The sequence below is a fragment of the uncultured Stenotrophomonas sp. genome (genome assembly GCF_963519125.1).
Taxonomy (GTDB): Bacteria; Pseudomonadota; Gammaproteobacteria; order Xanthomonadales; family Xanthomonadaceae; genus Stenotrophomonas.
This window is the reverse complement of sequence record NZ_CAUQLJ010000004.1, coordinates 86712-104367: the sequence shown is the minus strand read 5'-3', so window position 1 is coordinate 104367 and position 17656 is coordinate 86712. Positions and strand designations below refer to the sequence as shown.

The 17656-nt window shown below is 64.3% G+C and carries 17 protein-coding genes; 14 read left to right on the top strand and 3 right to left on the bottom strand.

What is annotated here, in order from left to right; all coding sequences use genetic code 11:
• The 5 genes from RYM47_RS04650 (at position 1) to RYM47_RS04630 (ending at position 4922) form a co-directional block, all read left to right on the top strand.
• Positions 1 to 555: a DUF2878 domain-containing protein gene (locus RYM47_RS04650; RefSeq protein ID WP_315386388.1), complete on the top strand. Its 555-nt coding sequence runs from the start codon at positions 1 to 3 to the stop codon at positions 553 to 555.
• A complete protein-coding gene (locus RYM47_RS04645; RefSeq protein WP_315386387.1) occupies positions 552 to 1325 on the top strand; it encodes a DUF1295 domain-containing protein in 774 nt (257 codons plus the stop codon). Before RYM47_RS04650 ends, RYM47_RS04645 begins: the two co-directional genes overlap by 4 nt.
• A complete protein-coding gene (locus RYM47_RS04640) occupies positions 1322 to 2395 on the top strand; it encodes a cyclopropane-fatty-acyl-phospholipid synthase family protein (RefSeq protein ID WP_315386386.1) in 1074 nt (357 codons plus the stop codon). The genes RYM47_RS04645 and RYM47_RS04640 overlap by 4 nt, the downstream gene beginning before the upstream one ends.
• Positions 2396 to 2414: 19 nt before the next feature.
• Entirely contained in the window at positions 2415 to 2963 is a 549-nt protein-coding gene (locus RYM47_RS04635; RefSeq protein WP_315386385.1) for a lipocalin family protein, read from the top strand.
• 75 nt (positions 2964 to 3038) lie between these two features.
• Positions 3039 to 4922 (top strand): patatin-like phospholipase family protein, encoded by a 1884-nt coding sequence (locus RYM47_RS04630; RefSeq protein ID WP_315386384.1) that lies wholly within the window; start codon positions 3039 to 3041, stop codon positions 4920 to 4922.
• A 24-nt stretch (positions 4923 to 4946) separates the two neighbouring features.
• On the opposite strand, the gene RYM47_RS04625 is transcribed toward RYM47_RS04630, so the two are convergent.
• On the bottom strand, positions 4947 to 6344 hold the full coding sequence (locus tag RYM47_RS04625) for a short-chain fatty acyl-CoA regulator family protein (RefSeq protein WP_315386383.1): 1398 nt from the start codon (positions 6342 to 6344) through the stop codon (positions 4947 to 4949).
• Between the two features lie 86 nt (positions 6345 to 6430).
• Between RYM47_RS04625 and RYM47_RS04620 the strand changes: the two genes are divergently transcribed.
• Genes RYM47_RS04620 through mmsB form a run of 5 tightly spaced genes read left to right on the top strand, consistent with a single transcriptional unit; the run spans position 6431 to position 11970 of the window.
• A complete protein-coding gene (locus tag RYM47_RS04620) occupies positions 6431 to 7936 on the top strand; it encodes a CoA-acylating methylmalonate-semialdehyde dehydrogenase (protein ID WP_315386382.1) in 1506 nt (501 codons plus the stop codon).
• Between the two features lie 14 nt (positions 7937 to 7950).
• Positions 7951 to 9117: an acyl-CoA dehydrogenase family protein gene (locus RYM47_RS04615; protein ID WP_315386381.1), complete on the top strand. Its 1167-nt coding sequence runs from the start codon at positions 7951 to 7953 to the stop codon at positions 9115 to 9117.
• Positions 9114 to 9911 (top strand): enoyl-CoA hydratase, encoded by a 798-nt coding sequence (locus tag RYM47_RS04610; protein ID WP_054170730.1) that lies wholly within the window; start codon positions 9114 to 9116, stop codon positions 9909 to 9911. The genes RYM47_RS04615 and RYM47_RS04610 overlap by 4 nt, the downstream gene beginning before the upstream one ends.
• Entirely contained in the window at positions 9908 to 11083 is a 1176-nt protein-coding gene (locus RYM47_RS04605; protein WP_315386380.1) for an enoyl-CoA hydratase/isomerase family protein, read from the top strand. The genes RYM47_RS04610 and RYM47_RS04605 overlap by 4 nt, the downstream gene beginning before the upstream one ends.
• On the top strand, positions 11080 to 11970 hold the full coding sequence (mmsB, locus tag RYM47_RS04600) for a 3-hydroxyisobutyrate dehydrogenase (RefSeq protein WP_315386379.1): 891 nt from the start codon (positions 11080 to 11082) through the stop codon (positions 11968 to 11970). Before RYM47_RS04605 ends, mmsB begins: the two co-directional genes overlap by 4 nt.
• Positions 11971 to 12062: 92 nt before the next feature.
• On the opposite strand, the gene RYM47_RS04595 is transcribed toward mmsB, so the two are convergent.
• Positions 12063 to 12488, bottom strand: a complete 426-nt coding sequence (locus tag RYM47_RS04595) for an organic hydroperoxide resistance protein (RefSeq protein WP_102947057.1) — start codon at positions 12486 to 12488, stop codon at positions 12063 to 12065.
• A gap of 110 nt (positions 12489 to 12598) precedes the next feature.
• Between RYM47_RS04595 and RYM47_RS04590 the strand changes: the two genes are divergently transcribed.
• The 4 genes from RYM47_RS04590 to RYM47_RS04575 all read left to right on the top strand — a co-directional run bounded on the left by RYM47_RS04590 (position 12599) and on the right by RYM47_RS04575 (position 15855).
• Complete coding sequence (locus RYM47_RS04590) at positions 12599 to 13432, top strand: AraC family transcriptional regulator (RefSeq protein ID WP_315386378.1); 834 nt, start codon at positions 12599 to 12601, stop codon at positions 13430 to 13432.
• A 215-nt stretch (positions 13433 to 13647) separates the two neighbouring features.
• Positions 13648 to 14241, top strand: a complete 594-nt coding sequence (locus RYM47_RS04585; RefSeq protein WP_315386377.1) for a hypothetical protein — start codon at positions 13648 to 13650, stop codon at positions 14239 to 14241.
• Positions 14242 to 14266: 25 nt separating this feature from the next.
• Positions 14267 to 14791 (top strand): ImmA/IrrE family metallo-endopeptidase, encoded by a 525-nt coding sequence (locus tag RYM47_RS04580; protein ID WP_315386376.1) that lies wholly within the window; start codon positions 14267 to 14269, stop codon positions 14789 to 14791.
• A 2-nt stretch (positions 14792 to 14793) separates the two neighbouring features.
• Positions 14794 to 15855, top strand: a complete 1062-nt coding sequence (locus RYM47_RS04575) for a hypothetical protein (RefSeq protein WP_315386375.1) — start codon at positions 14794 to 14796, stop codon at positions 15853 to 15855.
• A 778-nt stretch (positions 15856 to 16633) separates the two neighbouring features.
• Here RYM47_RS04575 and RYM47_RS04570 read toward each other — a convergent pair.
• Positions 16634 to 17590 carry a cation transporter gene (locus RYM47_RS04570; protein WP_315386374.1) on the bottom strand — a complete coding sequence of 319 codons (957 nt, stop codon included), beginning with the start codon at positions 17588 to 17590 and terminating at the stop codon, positions 16634 to 16636.
• Positions 17591 to 17656 lie beyond the last annotated feature (66 nt).

The following is a 17656-nucleotide window of genomic DNA, read 5'->3' as shown; positions in this document are numbered from 1 at the left end:
ATGCGCAACTTCTGGGCCAACGTCATCGGCAACCAGCTGGTCTGGCTGTGCGCGGTGATCGGCGCCGGGCACGGGCTGCGTTGGCCGGCACTGTTGGCCGCAGTCGCTTACATAGCCAGCCAGCTGGCGATGTCGGCGCGGCCCGGGGTCGATCTGAAGGTGCTGCTGATGGCGGTGCTCTGTGGGCTGGTCGTTGACGGCATTGCCGGCGCCTCGGGGCGGGTGGTGTATGCCGCGGCATGGCCCGCCGCAGCCGTGGCGCCGGTATGGATCCTGGCACTGTGGGCCGCGTTCGCCATGACCCTTACCGTTTCGCTGCAGGTTCTGCAGCGCCGCGTATGGCTGGCAGCCGTACTGGGCCTGCTGGCACCGCTGGCGTATCTGTCAGCGGCCCGCGGCTGGTCATCCGTGAGTTTCCCCGCGCCGTCGTGGCACGGCGTGGCGCTGCTCGCGGCAGGCTGGGCAGTGGCACTGCCGCTGCTGGCGGTCTGCGCGCGGCACTGGCAGCGCACCGCGTCACCCGTCACCGGCAACAGCAACGGAGCACACGCATGATCAACCTCCTTTGGGTCTGGCTGTATGCCGCCGTCATCATGAGCTGGGGCTGGTGGTGGCAGCGCCGTCACCAGAACATCGGCGTGGTCGACGTGCTCTGGGCCAAGGGCGTAGGCGCGTCGGCACTGCTGCTTGCACTGCTGGGCGAAGGCGCACCGGCACCACGCATCGCATTGGCCGTGCTGGGCGGGCTGTGGGGATCCCGCTTGGCCCTGCACCTGTGGGCGCGCGTGCGCAGCGAAGACGAGGACGGCCGTTACCAGCACCTGCGTAAGCACTGGCACGGACACCAGGGCAAGATCTTCGGCTTCTTCCAGTTCCAGGCGCTGCTGATCGTCCTGTTCGCGCTGCCGTTCGTGGCCGTGTCGCAAAGCGCGGCGCTTCCCCTGGGCTGGATCATCGCGGCAGTCGCGATGTGGCTGATCAGCGTCGGCGGCGAATCGCTTGCCGACCGCCAGCTGGCGCGCTTCCGGGCCAACCCGGCCAACAAGGGCAAGACCTGCCGTGACGGTCTGTGGCGGTATTCGCGCCACCCCAACTACTTCTTCGAGTGGCTGCACTGGTTCACCTACGTGCTGCTGGCGGTGCATTCGCCGCTGTGGTGGCTGGCCTGGTCCGGGCCGCTGGTGATGTACGTGTTCCTGCGCTGGGTGAGCGGCATTCCGTTCACCGAGGCGCAGGCGCTGCGCAGCCGTGGCGAGGATTACCGCGCCTATCAGCGCAGCACCCCGATGCTGTTCCCCTGGTTTCCCAAGGAGTCCAACCCGTGAATGTCGCCCGTGAATCACTGCCGCTGCCGGACTACGCACCCGGGCTGACCGGCCTGGCCGAGCGTGGCCTGCTGCCGGACGCATTGCTGCGGCTGGGCATTCGCCGCCAGTGCGAAGCGCGCCTGCGCGAGGAAAGCGCGGGTAGCGTGGAGGCGCAAGCGCAACGCTTTTCCGAACGCATCGTCGGCTTGTCACGCAGCCCGGTGGCATTGCACGTAGACGCTGCCAACCGCCAGCATTACGAGGTTCCGGCCGCGTTCTTCCAGGACTGTCTGGGCGCCCGCCTCAAGTACAGCAGTTGCTACTACCCCACCGGCCGCGAAACCCTGGACCAGGCGGAAGAAGCGATGTTGTCGCTGTACGGCGAACGCGCCCAGCTCGCCGACGGCCAGGACATCCTGGAACTGGGCTGCGGCTGGGGCTCGCTGACACTGTGGATGGCTGAGCGCCTGCCCGGCGCGCGCATCACCGCCGTGTCCAACTCCAACAGCCAGCGCGAATACATCATGGCGCAGTGCCGCGCGCGCGGACTGAAGAACGTCACCGTGCTGACCCGCGACGTGAACCAGCTGGTGCTGGACCCGGGCAGCTTCGACCGTTGCGTGTCGATCGAGATGTTCGAGCACATGCGCAACTACGCACGGCTGATGCAACGCATCCAGCAGTGGCTGCGCCCGGACGGCAAGCTGTTCGTGCACATCTTCGTCCACCGCACCCTGATGTACCCGTTCGAAACCGAAGGCGACGACAACTGGATGGGGCGCCACTTCTTCACCGGCGGCCTGATGCCGGCGGCCGACACCCTGCTGCACTTCCAGCAGCACCTGCGCCTGCAGCAGCGCTGGCTGGTCGATGGCACCCACTACGAGCGCACCGCCAACCACTGGCTTGAGCGCCAGGACCAGAACCGCGACGCGGTGATGGCGGTGCTGCGCGCCGGCTACGGCGATGCTGCCGCCGCGCTGTGGTTCCAGCGCTGGCGCATGTTCTGGATGGCCTGCGCCGAACTGTTCGGCTACCAGCAGGGACAGCAATGGATGGTCGCCCACTACCTGTTCGACCGCGCCTGAGCCCTACGAGGAGAACGCCATGTCACTACGCTCCCTGCTTCCCCTGTTCACCGCCGGCATGCTGCTCAGTGGCTGCGGTGGCAACACCCGCCCCATTCCGCCAGTGGCGCACGTGGACGTGCCGCGCTTCATGGGCGACTGGTACGTGATCGCGCATATCCCCAGCCGCCCCGAGCGCGAAGCGTTCGACGCGGTGGAGTCCTATGCGCTGCGTCCTGACGGCCGCATCCAGACCACTTTCAGCTTCCGCAAGGGCAGCTTCCAGGCGCCGGTGAAGCAGATGCACCCGATCGGCACCGTCAAGGAGGGCACCAATGGCGCGGAGTGGGGCATGCAGTTCGTGTGGCCGATCAAGGCCGAGTACGTGATCGTCTATCTGGACGACGACTACCAGCAGACGATTGTGGGACGTAGCAAGCGCGACTACGTGTGGCTGATGTCGCGCAGCCCGCAGATGTCCGAGCAGGACTACCAGAAGGCCATGGCCCGCATTGCCGCGCTGGGCTACGACCTCTCGCAGGTACGCCGGGTGCCGCAGTCAGCCGCCACCGCCCCGCCAAAGCAATAACTGCGGCGCCGTTCTCAGGCCCTGAGAGGGGGCTGGGGGATACTGGTCCCCTGGCGAGCGGCGGAGGACGGCGACGTGGCGGACAAGTACTGCGATCTGGTCATGAAGGGCGGTATCACCAGCGGCATCGTGTATCCCAATGCGGTGCTGTCGCTGGCCCGCGAATACCGCTTCAAGAACATCGGCGGCACCTCGGCCGGTGCGATCGCCGCAGCGGTGGCGGCCGCCGCCGCACTGGGTGACCGGCGCTGCCGGGCGGGTGAGGCGTTGGGCCCGCAGGCCGGTTTCCCCGGGCTGGCAGACGTTTCCACCCAGCTGTCGCGGCGCGGCTTCATCTACAGCCTGTTCCAGCCCGCCTACGGGGCCCGCACCGCTTACCGGCTGCTGGTGATGCTCACCGGCAAGGCCGGGCTGCCGCGCAAGATCCTGTGCCTGCTCGCAGCGGTGTTCGCCATCGCGCCGTTGGAACTGCTGGCTGCGCTGGTAGGGCTGCTGGGGATCGGTTGGTTGGCGGCCGGGGTGGAGGGCATGTGGGCCACGCTGCTGCCTTCGCTGCTGTGTGCGTATGGAGCCGGGGTGTTGGCGTCGGCGCTGCGCATTGCACGGGTGGCGCGGCGCAACCTGCTCGGGCTGTGTTCGGGGACCACCCAGTCCGGGTCCAGCACTCCTGCGTTGACCGACTGGCTGCACACACACCTGCAGGCGCTGTCGGGCAAGCCGCTGGACGAGCCACTGACGTTCGCCGACCTGCACGCCGCGCCGCGCTACCCGGGCGAGCTGGGCGGGGCGCATGCGATCAGCCTGCAGATGATCACCACCTGCGTCTCCCACACCGAGCCGCGCACGCTGCCGTTCAGTGGCTCGCAGTTCTGGTTCTGCCGTGAGCAGTTCGAGCAGCTGTTCCCGGCCAGTGTGGTGGCGTGGCTGCTGGCCCGTGCCGGCGCGCCGCAGCGGGTGGAAGGCGTGGACTACTACCGCCTGCCCGAAGGCGAGCAGCTGCCGGTGCTGGTGGCGACGCGCATGAGCCTGAGCTTCCCGCTGCTGATCAGCGCGGTGCCGCTGCACGAACCGGCCCGGCGTGAACGCCCCTGCGAAGCGGCGGCCGATCCTGTGCCGTCGCATGGCACCCGTACCGTGGCCGACAGCACCGAAGGCCTGACCAGCGGCGGGCACTCCACCGGACCGTTGATCACCGCGTTCCGCGTGTGCTGGTTCTCGGACGGTGGCATCAGCAGCAACTTCCCCATCCACCTGTTCGACGCGGCGCTGCCGCGCTGGCCGACCTTCGGCATCAACCTGGTGTATCCGCACGCGGCCGAGCCGCTGCGCGCAGCGCCGGGTTCACCGGATGCGATCAATGCGGCGGTCTTCCTGCCCACTGAAAACCGCCATGGGTGGCAGCGCAGCTACCAGTCCATCGCACGGCCGCTGGCAGCCGCGGAAATGTCCGGCTTCCTGTTCTCCATCGTCTCCACCATGCAGAACTGGCGCGACGTGCTGCAGGCGAGGGCGCCGGGGTATCGCGACCGCATCGTGCACGTGTCGCTGCAGGGCGACGAGGGCGGCATGAACCTGGACATGCCGCAGGAGGTGCTGAGCCGGATTGCCGCGAAAGGCAGCGTGGCCGGTGAGCGCTTCTGCGATTTTTCCTTCGCCAACCACTACTGGATCCGGTGGCGGAACCTTGCCTCCGCCTATCAGCGTTACACGCTGGAGGTGGCGCGCACCGACGATCCCAGCCAGCGGGTAGACGCGTGGGGGGACGCCTACGAATCGGTGTCGCGCGGTAAACCGAATCCGCCGTCCTACCGCTTCGGTTCCGAAGAGAAGCGACGTGCCTCGCAGCAGTTGTGGCGGTTGATGGTGGACCAGGGGCAGGCGTGGGAAGACCTGGGGCCGAATCTGACCGATGGCGCCCCAAGGCCGTTGCCGCAGATGAAGGTCACGCCAAGCTACTGACCGCAACGCGGTTGGCCACGCGCGCTACGCCCGTCCCGGCAACTGTGCAAAGGCACGCTGCATGCAATCCTCGCGCGGGCATACCCGGCAACCGGGACCGATCGACACCGAATTGCCAGGGCTCTGGATATCCAGCCCGCGCGAGTAGATCAACCGCTCCGCATGCTGCAGGTCGCAACCCAACGCCACCGCAAACGTCTTGCGCGGCTGCCCATGCCCCACCGGCCCGCTGCTCACCTGCCGCGCCAGCCAGAAATGCCTGCGCCCATCCGGCATGCGGGCGGTTTGGGTCAACACACGGCCCGGCTGGTTGAACGCCTCATACACGATCCACAGCGGGCACGAACCGCCCACCTGCGAGAAGTGGAAGTCCGTCGCCGAATGCCGCTTTGAAACATTGCCGGCGCGGTCCACGCGGATGAAGAAGAACGGCAGCCCCGGCGCGCTGCGCCGCGCCAGCGTGCTCAGCCGGTGGCACACCGCTTCAAAGCCCACCCCGAACCGATGCGCCAGTGCATCGATGTCGTACGCACTGTGCTCGGCCGCGCGCAGGAACTGCGCATACGGCATTACCAGCGCGCCGGCAAAATAGTTCGACATGCCGATGCGCGCCTGCGCAATCTGCTCAGGTTCGCGGAAGCCGGCCCGGGCGATCACTGCATCGATCTGCGCCCCGTATCCCAGCAGCGCCAATTCGGCTGCCATCTGGAACGCCTGCTGCCCCGCCTCCAGGTAGTCCGGCAGCCATAGCGTGCGGCTGCCACCGTCGTACACCCGCTTCTCGCGCCCGGCCTGCAGCGGCCCCACTTCCACCAGCACGCCGTGGCGGTCGGCCAGCAGCTGGCGCAGCCGCGGCGCCACATGCCCGGCCACCAGCCCCCATTCGCTGAACAGCTGCTCGGCCAGGTCGTCCAGTTCGGGAATGTGGTTGTGCATGCGGTTGAAGAAGTCGCGCACCTGGTCGCCGGCGGGCAGCGCCTGCCCGGCCGCCGGGTCGCCCAGCTGGAACTCCAGCGCGGCGGCGTGTTCGCGCAGCAGCAGATGGCGCCGATGCAGGTCGAGCAGGGCGCGGCTGATCTGCGGCAGGTTGCCGGCCATGGCGCGCAGGTCGGTGCTGCTCACCTCGTCCAGGCCCAGGTCGCGCAGGGTCTGGCCCAGCGCTTCCTGCAGCGCACCGGGCTCATCCACGTCGAACAGGTCGGTAACGTCGCCCAACACCTCGCGCAGCTTGTGCTGCACCGCCGGCGTCAGCGGGCGCTTGTTCCGCTCGATCTGGTTCAGGTAGCTCGCAGACAGCCCGAGCGCCCGGGCGAGCTCCGCCTGGCTGTAGCCGCGCTGCTCGCGCAGCCGCAGCAGGCGCAGGCCGATCTGGCGTGGGGGGAGCTGGCTATTCACAGAATTAACAGAAATCGTAGCGGGCATTGGCCAGATTAAGCGCAGACAGCCCGGAAAGCGAGTGACCGTATGTGAATAATGCCAATCACCTTTCGCACCCCGCCGGTATTGCCATGACTGTTGCAGCGCCCCGTATCCGCATGTTGATCGATGGCCAGTTCATCGAATCGGCCAGCTCGCACTGGCAGAACGTGGTCAATCCGGCCACCCAGGACGTCCTGGCCCAGGTTCCGTTCGCCACCATGAGCGAAGTGGACGCCGCCGTGGCTTCGGCCAAGGAAGCCTTCAAGACCTGGCGCAAGACCCCGATCGGCACCCGCGCGCGCATCTTCCTGAAGTACCAGCAGCTGATCCGCGAGCACATGGGCGAACTGGCCCACATCCTCAGCGCCGAGCAGGGCAAGACCGTGCCCGACGCCGAAGGCGACGTGTTCCGCGGCCTGGAAGTGGTCGAACATGCTGCCGCCATCGGCAACCTGCAGCTCGGCGAACTGGCCAACAACGTGGCCAACGGTGTGGACACCTACACCCTGCTGCAGCCGCTGGGCGTGTGCGCCGGCATCACCCCGTTCAACTTCCCGGCGATGATCCCGCTGTGGATGTTCCCGATGGCCATCGCCACCGGCAACACCTTCATCCTCAAGCCGTCCGAGCAGGACCCGATGGTCACCATGCGCCTGGTCGAACTGGCGCTGGAAGCCGGCATTCCGAAGGGCGTGCTGAACGTCGTCCACGGTGGCGAGGAAGTGGTCAACGCGATCTGCGACCACCCGGACATCAAGGCCGTGTCGTTCGTCGGTTCCACCCGTGTCGGCACCCACGTCTACAACCGTGCCTCGCTGGCCGGCAAGCGCGTGCAGTGCATGATGGGCGCCAAGAACCACGCCGTGGTGCTGCCGGACGCCAACAAGGAACAGACCCTCAACGCGATGGTCGGCGCCGCCTTCGGTGCCGCTGGCCAGCGCTGCATGGCCGCCTCCACCCTGGTGCTGGTCGGTGACGCACGCAACTGGGTGCAGGACCTGGTGACCAAGGCCAAGACCCTGAAGGTCAGCGGCGGCACCGTGTCCGGCACCGATGTCGGCCCGGTCATTTCCTGCAGCGCCCGCGAGCGCGTGGAAGGCCTGATCGCCTCGGGCGTGGAGCAGGGCGCGCAGCTGGTGCTCGATGGCCGCAAGCCGCAGGTCGATGGCTTCGAGAAGGGCAACTTCGTCGGCCCGACCATCTTTGCCGGTGTCACCACCGACATGCGCATCTACCAGGAAGAAATCTTCGGGCCGGTGCTGGTCATCCTCGAAGCGGAAACGCTGGAAGACGCCATCGCGATGGTCAACAGCAACCCGAACGGCAACGGCACCGCGCTGTTCACCCAGTCCGGCGCGGCTGCACGCAAGTTCCAGGAAGACATCGACGTCGGCCAGGTCGGCATCAACGTGCCGATCCCGGTGCCGGTGCCGCTGTTCTCGTTCACCGGTTCGCGCGCGTCCAAGCTGGGCGATCTGGGCCCGTACGGCAAGCAGGTGGTGCTGTTCTACACCCAGACCAAGACGGTCACCGCACGCTGGTTCGATGATGAAACGCTGAGCCACGGCGTCAACACCACGATCAGCCTGAAGTAACGGCAGGAGCAGCCATGAGCCACTCGATGACGACGGAACTGGAAGAAGCACAGCAGGCGTACCGCGAGGCTGCGCGCGACTTCGCACAGGCCGAACTGGCGCCGCACGCCGCGCGATGGGATGCGGAGGGCATCTTTCCGCGCGAGGCGATCGCCAAGGCCGGTGAACTGGGCTTCTGCGGTCTGTACATGGACCCGGAAGTGGGTGGTAGCGGCCTGAGCCGACTGGACGCCGCCGTCGTCATCGAGGAGCTCGCCAACGTCGATCCGTCGACCGCGGCCTACATCAGCATCCACAACATGGCCTCGTGGATGGTCTCCAAGTGGGGCCAGCCGGCACTCCGCGATGCGTGGGGCACCGACCTGTCTTCGGGCAACAAGCTGGCCTCGTACTGCCTGACCGAGCCGGGTGCAGGCTCCGATGCGGCCTCGCTGAAGACCACCGCCGTGCGCGACGGCGATCACTACGTGCTGAACGGCTCCAAGGCCTTCATCTCCGGCGCCGGTGCCACCGAACTGCTGGTGGTGATGGCGCGTACCGGCGGTGCCGGTGCAGGTGGCGTCAGCGCCATTGCAGTGCCGGCCGACCTGCCGGGCATCAGCTTCGGCCGCAAGGAAGAAAAGATGGGCTGGAACAGCCAGCCCACCCGTGGCATCACCTTCGAGAACGTCCGCGTGCCGGTCAGCCACCTTCTGGGAGAGGAAGGCGGCGGCTTCAAGCTGGCGATGAAGGGGCTCGATGGCGGCCGCATCAACATCGCTGCCTGCTCGCTGGGTGCCGCACAGGGGGCACTGGATGCTGCGCGCCGCTACATGGGCGAGCGCCGCCAGTTCGGCAAGGCGCTGGCCGAATTCCAGGCGCTGCAGTTCAAGCTGGCCGACATGGTCACCCAGCTGGTGGCTGCACGGCAGATGGTGCACACCGCTGCGCGCAAGCTCGATGCCGGTGCCAGTGATGCCAACGTGTGGTGCGCGATGGCCAAGCGCTTCGCCACAGATGCCGGTTTCAACGTCTGCAACGAAGCGCTGCAGATCCACGGTGGCTACGGCTACATCCGCGAGTACCCGATCGAGCGTCTGCTGCGTGACTGCCGCGTGCACCAGATCCTGGAAGGCACCAACGAGATCATGCGGGTGATCGTTGCCCGTCACCTGCTCAACACCGAAGAGGAACTGCGATGAAGGATTGGCGTACCCAGGAGCACGTGGGTCTGAAGGTCGAGGTGGATGGCCACATCGCCGTGGTCACCCTGCACAACCCGCCGGCGCATACCTGGACCGTGCACAGCCTGTCGGCGCTGCGCGATCTGGTCGGCGCGCTCAACGCAGACCGCGACATCTACGCGCTGGTGATCACCGGTGACGGCGAGAAGTTCTTCTCCGCCGGTGCCGACCTCAACCAGTTCGCCTCCGGTGACAAGGCCGCTGCACGTGAAGCCGCGCGCCGCTTCGGTGAAGCCTTCGAAGCGCTGTCCGGTTTCCGTGGCGTGTCCATCGCCGCGATCAACGGCTATGCGATGGGTGGCGGCCTGGAATGTGCGCTGGCCTGCGACCTACGCATCATCGAAGACCATGCCCAGGTCGCGCTGCCGGAGGCCACCGTCGGCCTGCTGCCGTGCGCCGGCGGCACCCAGAACCTGCCGCGCCTGGTCGGCGAGGGCTGGGCCAAGCGCATGATCCTGCTGGGCGAGCGCATCAACGCCGACACCGCACTGCGCATTGGCCTGGCCGAAGAAAAGGTCGGCAAGGGCGAAGCCAAGGCACTGGCGCTGGAATGGGCGAAGAAGGCCGGCAAGCAGAGCCCGACCAGCATCGCCGCCTGCAAGACCCTGGTGCAGTCCACCCGCACCGGCACCCACGCCTCGGCGCTGGTGGCCGAGCGCGAGGCCTTCGTCGATCTGTTCGACACCGCTGACCAGGTCGAGGGCGTAACCGCCTTCCTGGAAAAGCGCGCCGCGCAGTGGAAGAACGCATGAGCACCGACACCGCTGCCGACGACGCACCGGTGCTGTTCGAAGAGCGCGTGGCCGGCAACGGCGCGCGCATCGGCATCGCCACGCTCAACGCGCCGCGTACGCTCAACGGATTCTCGCTTCCGATGGCGCACCTGCTGCTGAAGCAGCTCAATGCCTGGGTCGACGACGACGGCATCGCCATGGTGGTGCTGCAGGGTGCCGGTGAGAAGGCGTTCTGCGCCGGCGGCGACCTGCACAGCCTGTACAAGGCCATGGTCGCCTTCCGCGAAGAAGGCCGCAGCGATATCCGCGAAAACGACTACGCCGCTGAATTCTTTGACGTCGAGTACCGCGTCGATTACCTGATCCACACCTACGCCAAGCCGATCCTGTGCTGGGGCCATGGCATCGTGATGGGCGGCGGCATCGGCCTGATGTCCGGTGCCAGCCACCGCGTGGTCAGCGAGCGTTCCAAGCTGGCCTTCCCGGAAATCACCGTCGGCCTGTTCCCCGATGTCGGTGGCAGCTGGCTGCTGCCGCGGGTGCCGGGCAAGGGCGGCCTGTTCCTGGCCCTGACCGGCGCACTGCTCAATCCGGGCGATGCCATCTATGCCGGCCTGGCCGATGTGCACGTGGCCGAAGAACGCCGCAGCGCGGTGTTCGACGCGCTGTTGCAGGTGGCTTGGTCCAGCGATGCCGCACACAACCACGAACGTCTCAGCCATCTGTTGCAGTCGCACGCCAGCGATGCAGCCACCGGCCCACTGCTGGCCCATGCGGCGCAGGTCGATGCGCTGTGCGAGGGCGATGACCTGCCCGCGATCATCAACCGCATCAGCTCGCTGCAGACCGATGATGCCTGGCTGCAGGCGGCACAGAAGACCCTCGCCGCCGGTGCGCCCGGCTCGGCGCGGCTGGCCTTCGAGCTGCAGCGTCGCAGCGCCGGCCAGGACCTGGCCAGCGTCTATCGGCTGGAGTACATCACCGCGCTGCACTGCGCCGCCCACGGCGATTTCGCCGAAGGCATCCGCGCGCTGCTGATCGACAAGGACCGCACCCCGCGCTGGCAGCCGGCCACCCTGGCCGACGCCACCCCGCAGTGGGCACAGACCTTCTTCGTTTCGCCCTGGAGCGAGGCCGCGCATCCGCTGGCCGACCTGGGCGCCACCGTTCCTGAAAGGAGCCTTGCATGAGCCGTATTGCATTCATCGGGTTGGGCAACATGGGCGGCCCGATGGCCGCGAACCTGGCCAAGGCCGGTCACGCCGTGCGCGTGTTCGACCTGGTGCCGGCCGCCGTGCAGGCCGCCGTCGACGCAGGCGCGACCGCCGCCAGCTCCGCGCTGGACACCCTGACCGACGCCGAAGTCGTCATCTCGATGCTGCCGGCCAGCCGCCACGTCGAAGGCGTGTACCTGGGCGACGACGGCCTGCTGGCCGACATCCCGGGTGGCGCGCTGGTGATCGACTGCAGCACCATTGCCCCGGCCACCGCGCGCAAGGTCTCTGAAGCGGCCGCCGCACGCGGCCTGCAGATGCTCGACGCCCCGGTCTCCGGCGGCACCGCCGGCGCCCAGGCCGGCACGCTCACCTTCATCGTCGGCGGTGAAACCGACGCGCTGGAACGCGCCCGCCCGCTGCTGCAGGCGATGGGCAAGAACATCTTCCACGTGGGTGCCAGCGGCGCCGGCCAGGTCGCCAAGCTGTGCAACAACATGGCGCTGGGCGTGATCATGGCGGTCACCGGCGAATCCATCGCGCTCGGCGTGGCGCATGGCCTGGACCCCAAGGTGCTGTCGCAGATGATGGCGGTCAGCACCGCCCGCAGCTGGGCCACCGAAGTGTGCAACCCGTGGCCGGGCGTACTGGAAAACGCGCCGGCATCGCGCGGCTACAGCGGCGGCTTCGGCAGCGACCTCATGCTCAAGGACATGGGCCTGGCGGTGGAAGCGGCGATGAGCGTAGGTGCCTCGATCCCGCTGGGCGAACTCGCCCGCAACCTGTACTCGATGAACCACCAGGCAGGCCGCGGCAAGCTCGACTTCTCCAGCGTCGTGCAGCTGGTGACGCCGGAAAAATAACTGGAACAATGCAAATGCATCCCTGAAACGGGATCCACCGCGGTGGGATGGGCGGATGCCAAGCGATCAAGCCAGGCACCCGCCCATTTTTTTTAGACGATGGTCAACGTCACATCGATGTTGCCGCGGGTAGCGTTCGAATACGGGCACACGATGTGCGCCTTCTGCACCAGCTCCTCGACCTGTGCACGCTCCAGGCCCGGCACGCTGATCTGCAGTTCCACTTCAATGCCAAAGCCGGTCGGAATCTGACCGATACCCACATTGCCGGTAATGCTGGTCTCAGCCGGCAGCGCAACCTTTGCCTGACCCGCCACGAACTTCAGCGCGCCCAGGAAGCAGGCCGAGTAACCAGCAGCAAACAGCTGTTCCGGATTGGTGCCCGGGCCGCCAGCGCCGCCCAGCTCGCGCGGGGTGGACAGCTGCACGTCCAGCACCTTGTCCGACGAGGTGGCGTGGCCTTCGCGGCCGCCGGTGGCGGTGGCGTGCGCGGTGTAAAGAACCTTTTCAATCGACATGGGAATCTCCTGGCTGTGAACGGGATGGACCGGTTGGTGAGGTGTACTTTGCGCCTCCCGGGCGGACGTGTGGCAACATAAGGTCCAGAAAACTTGATCTGGAGTCCGAAATGGTCGATCGCCTGCAATCCCTGCTCGGCCGGTTCGCGGTCAACGCCGAGGTCTTCCACGCCGGCGCCCTGTGCGGCATCACCGACCTGCCGGCCGAAGGCGAGCGTGGACAGCTGCACCTGATCCGCAACGGCCACGTGCGGGTCGAGCACCCCGACGGCAGCGTGCTCGAGATTACCCAGCCCAGCGTGCTGGTCTACCCACGGCCCATGGCGCACCGCTTCGTCACCGACCCTGACGCCGGTGCCGACTTTGCCTGTGCCCACCTGCAGTTCGAAGGCGGCGGCAACAGCCCGGTGGCCGCCGCACTGCCGCCGGTGATCTGCCTGCCGCTGGAGGAACTCTACGGCGGCCAGCCGATCCTCTCGGTCCTGTTCGACGAAGCCTTCGCCCAGCGCTGCGGCCGCCAGGCATTGCTCGACCGCTTGTTCGAAGTCGTGCTGATCCAGATCCTGCGCGCGCTGATGGAAAGCGGCCAACTCCGCGTAGGCCTGCTCGCCGGCATGGCCCACCCACGCCTGCGCCACGCGCTCGTCGCCATGCATGAGGAGCCCGCCCAGGACTGGACCCTCGAACTGCTCGCCCAACGCGCCGGCATGTCGCGCAGCGCCTTCGCCGACAGCTTCCGCGACACCATCGGCAGCACCCCAGGTCACTACCTGCAGGGCTGGCGCACAAGGCTGGTGCAACAGGCGCTGCGTAAGGGCCAACCGCTCAAGCGGATTGCGATTGATGTGGGCTATGGAAGTGAGGCGGCGCTGTCGCGCGCGTTCAAGTCGCAGACGGGGCAGTCGCCGAGGCTGTGGAAGCGGGGCGGCGCCCAAGGTACATAAATGCAGCTAACCCGATCCGGTGGTACTGTTCCTCCCAAACCCAAGGCGGCGCAGCCCTGGGACGTCCAAATTGTACTATTTGCTGGGATGAAACAGTGGCCAGTGATTTCTACCGTCTGAGGTTTCGGACATCGGTCAGCGCACCATTGGCCAAATGTGCGGACCCGTCTCGAGTTGTGAGATCCGGTAACCCTAACGTACTTGGCGAGAACCGCATGGAAGCAGGTAAACAGGAAAGCTCAGATAAGAACGCTTGGTACAGGAACGTGAAATTGTTAACGGTAATCGTGACCATGCTGCTTTTGCTGGTCGGGTGTTCCAAGCCGATATATCACTATCTCGAGAGATCGCAACTCCAGAGGTGGGAGCGAGCAGTTGCAGAAGAGCAGAGGCAACTGAGAGCTCAAGATGCAACGTCTATCCAGCCGAAAAGCGATGCCGTCGACTTCGGCAGAGAGCTGGATACACTCACGGGGTTTTATGAAGTAGTCATCAGCATTCTTCTAGGCGTTCTTGCTCTTATTGCCGGCCTTGCTTTTTGGACTATAAAGGTCGTTACAAAGGCTCAGGCTGAAGAGACGGCGCTCGAAGCCGCCAAATCAATCCTAGGTGGTCACGACAGTTTTAAACGCCGCCTCGAAGAAGTTGTATCCGAAGTGGTCGGCCTGAGGATGGAAGAGGTCAATGCAAAGTTGGAGGAGTTTTCAGTCCCAATTTCCATGGTTGTGACCAATCCTAATCAAGATGTGTCAAAACCGAAGCCGCATGCAGCGCAAAAGAGGGCTCGAAAAAAGCCCGTTGCTAAATGAAGTTATGGATTACGAAGGTGTATAGATGGCAGTCGTAAAGAAGAGGCCTGAGCCCACGCCAATTGTCGACTTGATTTCGGATATCGAGTCCACGCGAGCTGTGCTTGAGAGGGCAGGTCTGTCCGGAGTGCCTATGGACGTTAACCGAGCCGCAGCGGCGCTAGGGCTCAAGATTCAGTATGAGCAAATGGCGGACGAAATGTCCGGTTACCTGGAGCGTCGCGGTGATACTTGGTACGTGGGTGTCAATTCCCTACATAGCGGCGTGCGTCAAAGGTTCACAGTGGCGCATGAGATCGCGCATTTTGTACTGCATCGTGGTCAGCAAGAGAACTTTCGTGATCTGATTTTTACGCGCCGTTCAATGGAGCGGAACAGCATGGAGAGAGAGGCCGATACGTTTGCTGCGCAACTACTGATGCCAAAGGAAAGTTTGGTTGGGGACGTTCGTGGAGGCATGACAAACGTCAATGAGTTGGCTGCCCGCTACCAAGTTTCCGGGCTTGCAATGAAGTATCGTCTAATGAACATTGGATATAAGGTGGCTTGAAAATGGTCGAGATGCAAGGACGTGTCTATGTTCCGGCTTTGAGGACTAGAGACTCTGAGCTCAAGGGCTACGAGAATCTTGAGGGCGAAATCAAGGATTTGCTGCTTCCCGTTTTCGAGCTTACAAAATCAAGACGTACTAAGACTAACCCGGAAGGTGCGATTTCCAAAACAGTTGATCGTTTGGTGTCCATGCTTGACGGGCGACCATTTATCGCAGATGTGACTTCGCTTGAATCTCAGGGGAACGCAGAGACAGAATCTCTTCTTGATCCGACCGGAGCATTCAAGAACTGGAGGGAGTTCGTTCGAAATCTCCCGCGCTCGTGCATACCAGTTGTTCACCTGAGCGATCCGTTTGATCGTGATGAGGTCGTATCCCAAATCAACGACCTTTGGACACACTCCTCGGCCATCGCGCTGAGAGTGCCAACCGATTACGCATACGCGCTCGAACTATCGCAGACCCTCTTGCCAGCGGCGAGCAGAGGAGGGGCGGTCATTCTGATTGCGGACGATGGATTCGTACCTCAGCGAGATGCCGATCATTCTGCGGCTCGCTGTCATGAGGTCTTCAGCCACTTTGCTGGCAAGGTCGACGTCGCAGTGACACTTGCGAGTAGTTTTCCCAGTAGCGTAATGCTGCCGGCCTTCGGTGGCGGCGATGCTTATGGTGAATTTAGGCTGGAAGAAGTTTTGGTGTCGCAAGCAGTCAAAGCAATCGGACTGGGCTCAGCAACTGTACTTCACGGCGACTATGGTTTGATCCACCCTCACGACTTCGATGGTGTAGTCACCAACTGGGTACCGCGGATTGATGTGCCGTTGAGTTTTGACGGCTACTATCACCGGTATCGCCGCGAAGCGGGCGGATACGGACTTGCAGCGCGACTCGCAGTTCAAAATAACAGATATGTCAAGCTTCGCTGCTGGGCTGATGATTGTATAAATGAGGCCGCGAGCGGAAATCCGCCCGGCAGAAGTCCCGCTTTTTGGATTGCGGCCAGAGTTAACTACCACATCACTCGGCAGGCGTTGAGGTTAGCGTCTGATGCGCTGCTGTAGCGATAGCATTTGCACGTCATCTAGATTTATGTTTGCGCCACGCTCTAGTTGGAACGCTGCGTATCTCGTTTGATTTCGTAACGCTGCTGCGTATAAGGCCAGTTCCGAGAGAGACCGAGAAGAGTGCGTTTCTGAGGCAATGGTGCGCAACTCCTCGATCGACATCGATCTGGCCTTTGAACTGCCCATAAGTGAGGCGAGGTCGCCCTTGTTTAGCCATCGGACGGCTGCGGCTGCTGAAAGCCGTGTCTTTCGGACAGGTTTCCTAACAAGTTCAACGCTCGATTTACCCAGGAGAATAATCCCTACGGCTCTCGGAACTAGCTCGCGAGTTCGCGCGAGGTGCTTCGGCGCGACTGCTACGCTGACGTCAAGAAACATGTCTTGGTAGTCCTTTATCTGCATGGGCAGCTTCTGAATGTTGTCGCGTGCGCCCTTTATTTCTATTGCGGAAAGGCGTTGATTGGAAAGGACTGCGAGGTCCGCCTTTCTCCTTGCGTTTAAGAAGGGGAGTTCCAGGCAGATGGTCTCTTCACCGTGTAAGTTTTTGAGAGCCCACTCAACCAGCCGCACTGCTTCGTCGCGCGCATATGTCATGGTCGCCGTCCGCGAAGGGTCACCCGTTTCCGAGGTTGCTTGGTCGCATGCTCAAATGGTACTTGAGTTGCCCCGTCTAAGTCGGGTGTCCCATTGTGGGTGGTCATCGCGTCACGGTCCTTCATCATCCTCGCTTTAGGTGACTCTATGATCTGGTTTCGGCCTATCCGTGATCAATGTACTAAATGGTCCACTCTCGATCGGTAGTGAACATGATCGTCAGCCAGCGATCAGTCGACTCCTCGCCAAGCGCCTCGCCAATCTCATCGCGCAGCTGGTCCCATTCGACCAGTTGTCGCGGTGGATCGTTCGCCGGCACAACAAAGAAAAGTTCGATCTGGTCGCCGCGCCCAACCTTGGCCACGTAGCTGCGGTGCTCAATGAAACCGTACTTGGCGACGATACTGCGAGCCACCTCATCCACATGCGCCTGCAGATCGACCGGGGTAATCAGCAGGATGTCCGACAGCGCCTGCCGCACCGTGCCCAACGGTGCCACTACTACAAACAGGCAGACCACGAGCAGGATGGCCGGATCGATGTAAGGAACCAGCCACGCCCACTCGGTGCCGCGCAGCAGCCAGCCGCCGCCGAATGCCACCAGGTACGCCGCCGACATGCTTGCGGCGACCACCCAGTTCTTCGCGTCCAGCGCAATGAACTCCGATCCGATCGAGCGATTGGCGCGTCGTACGAACAATGCCAAGCCACTCTCGACGATGATCGAGATCACCGCAAACACAATGGCCGGCCCCAGCGCGATCTCGCGGCCTCCGGACATCAGCGCATCCACTGCATTGACCGCCGCATACAGCGCCGCACCGATCATCAGCGTGCCGCTCACCCCAAGCACGATGGGTTCCAGGTGCCAGAAGCCCATGGTGAAACGCTGGTTCAAGCGCGACTGCAGCGCATCCACGTTGGTGGACATGCTGATAAGCCGCACCACCAGCAACGACAGCCAGGTCATCACCACATCGATCAGGCCATAGATGCCGTCAAAGATGATCAGCGACGAGTTGGCGTAAAGGCCAAAGGCCACGGCGATGGCTGCAACGCCGAATGAGGCCGCGATCGACAGGCGAAGTACGCCCTGTTCCGTGCTGCTGTCGAATGTGGAGGGGTGCAGAAAGCGCATGGTGAAATCGAAAGCGTCCCGGCAGGAGCCGCAGCGACCATGGACGAAGAGGGCGGCCTTGGCCAG

What these genes read in the sequence shown, in the direction of transcription:
- RYM47_RS04650 (WP_315386388.1), top strand. Translation starts at nt 1, where the DNA reads ATGCGCAACTTCTGGGCCAACGTCATCGGCAACCAGCTGGTCTGGCTG.
- RYM47_RS04645 (WP_315386387.1), top strand. Translation starts at nt 552, where the DNA reads ATGATCAACCTCCTTTGGGTCTGGCTGTATGCCGCCGTCATCATGAGC.
- RYM47_RS04635 (WP_315386385.1), top strand. Translation starts at nt 2,415, where the DNA reads ATGTCACTACGCTCCCTGCTTCCCCTGTTCACCGCCGGCATGCTGCTC.
- RYM47_RS04625 (WP_315386383.1), bottom strand. Translation starts at nt 6,344, where the DNA reads ATGCCCGCTACGATTTCTGTTAATTCTGTGAATAGCCAGCTCCCCCCA.
- RYM47_RS04620 (WP_315386382.1), top strand. Translation starts at nt 6,431, where the DNA reads ATGACTGTTGCAGCGCCCCGTATCCGCATGTTGATCGATGGCCAGTTC.
- RYM47_RS04615 (WP_315386381.1), top strand. Translation starts at nt 7,951, where the DNA reads ATGAGCCACTCGATGACGACGGAACTGGAAGAAGCACAGCAGGCGTAC.
- RYM47_RS04610 (WP_054170730.1), top strand. Translation starts at nt 9,114, where the DNA reads ATGAAGGATTGGCGTACCCAGGAGCACGTGGGTCTGAAGGTCGAGGTG.
- RYM47_RS04605 (WP_315386380.1), top strand. Translation starts at nt 9,908, where the DNA reads ATGAGCACCGACACCGCTGCCGACGACGCACCGGTGCTGTTCGAAGAG.
- mmsB (WP_315386379.1), top strand. Translation starts at nt 11,080, where the DNA reads ATGAGCCGTATTGCATTCATCGGGTTGGGCAACATGGGCGGCCCGATG.
- RYM47_RS04595 (WP_102947057.1), bottom strand. Translation starts at nt 12,488, where the DNA reads ATGTCGATTGAAAAGGTTCTTTACACCGCGCACGCCACCGCCACCGGC.
- RYM47_RS04590 (WP_315386378.1), top strand. Translation starts at nt 12,599, where the DNA reads ATGGTCGATCGCCTGCAATCCCTGCTCGGCCGGTTCGCGGTCAACGCC.
- RYM47_RS04585 (WP_315386377.1), top strand. Translation starts at nt 13,648, where the DNA reads ATGGAAGCAGGTAAACAGGAAAGCTCAGATAAGAACGCTTGGTACAGG.
- RYM47_RS04580 (WP_315386376.1), top strand. Translation starts at nt 14,267, where the DNA reads ATGGCAGTCGTAAAGAAGAGGCCTGAGCCCACGCCAATTGTCGACTTG.
- RYM47_RS04575 (WP_315386375.1), top strand. Translation starts at nt 14,794, where the DNA reads ATGGTCGAGATGCAAGGACGTGTCTATGTTCCGGCTTTGAGGACTAGA.
- RYM47_RS04570 (WP_315386374.1), bottom strand. Translation starts at nt 17,590, where the DNA reads ATGCGCTTTCTGCACCCCTCCACATTCGACAGCAGCACGGAACAGGGC.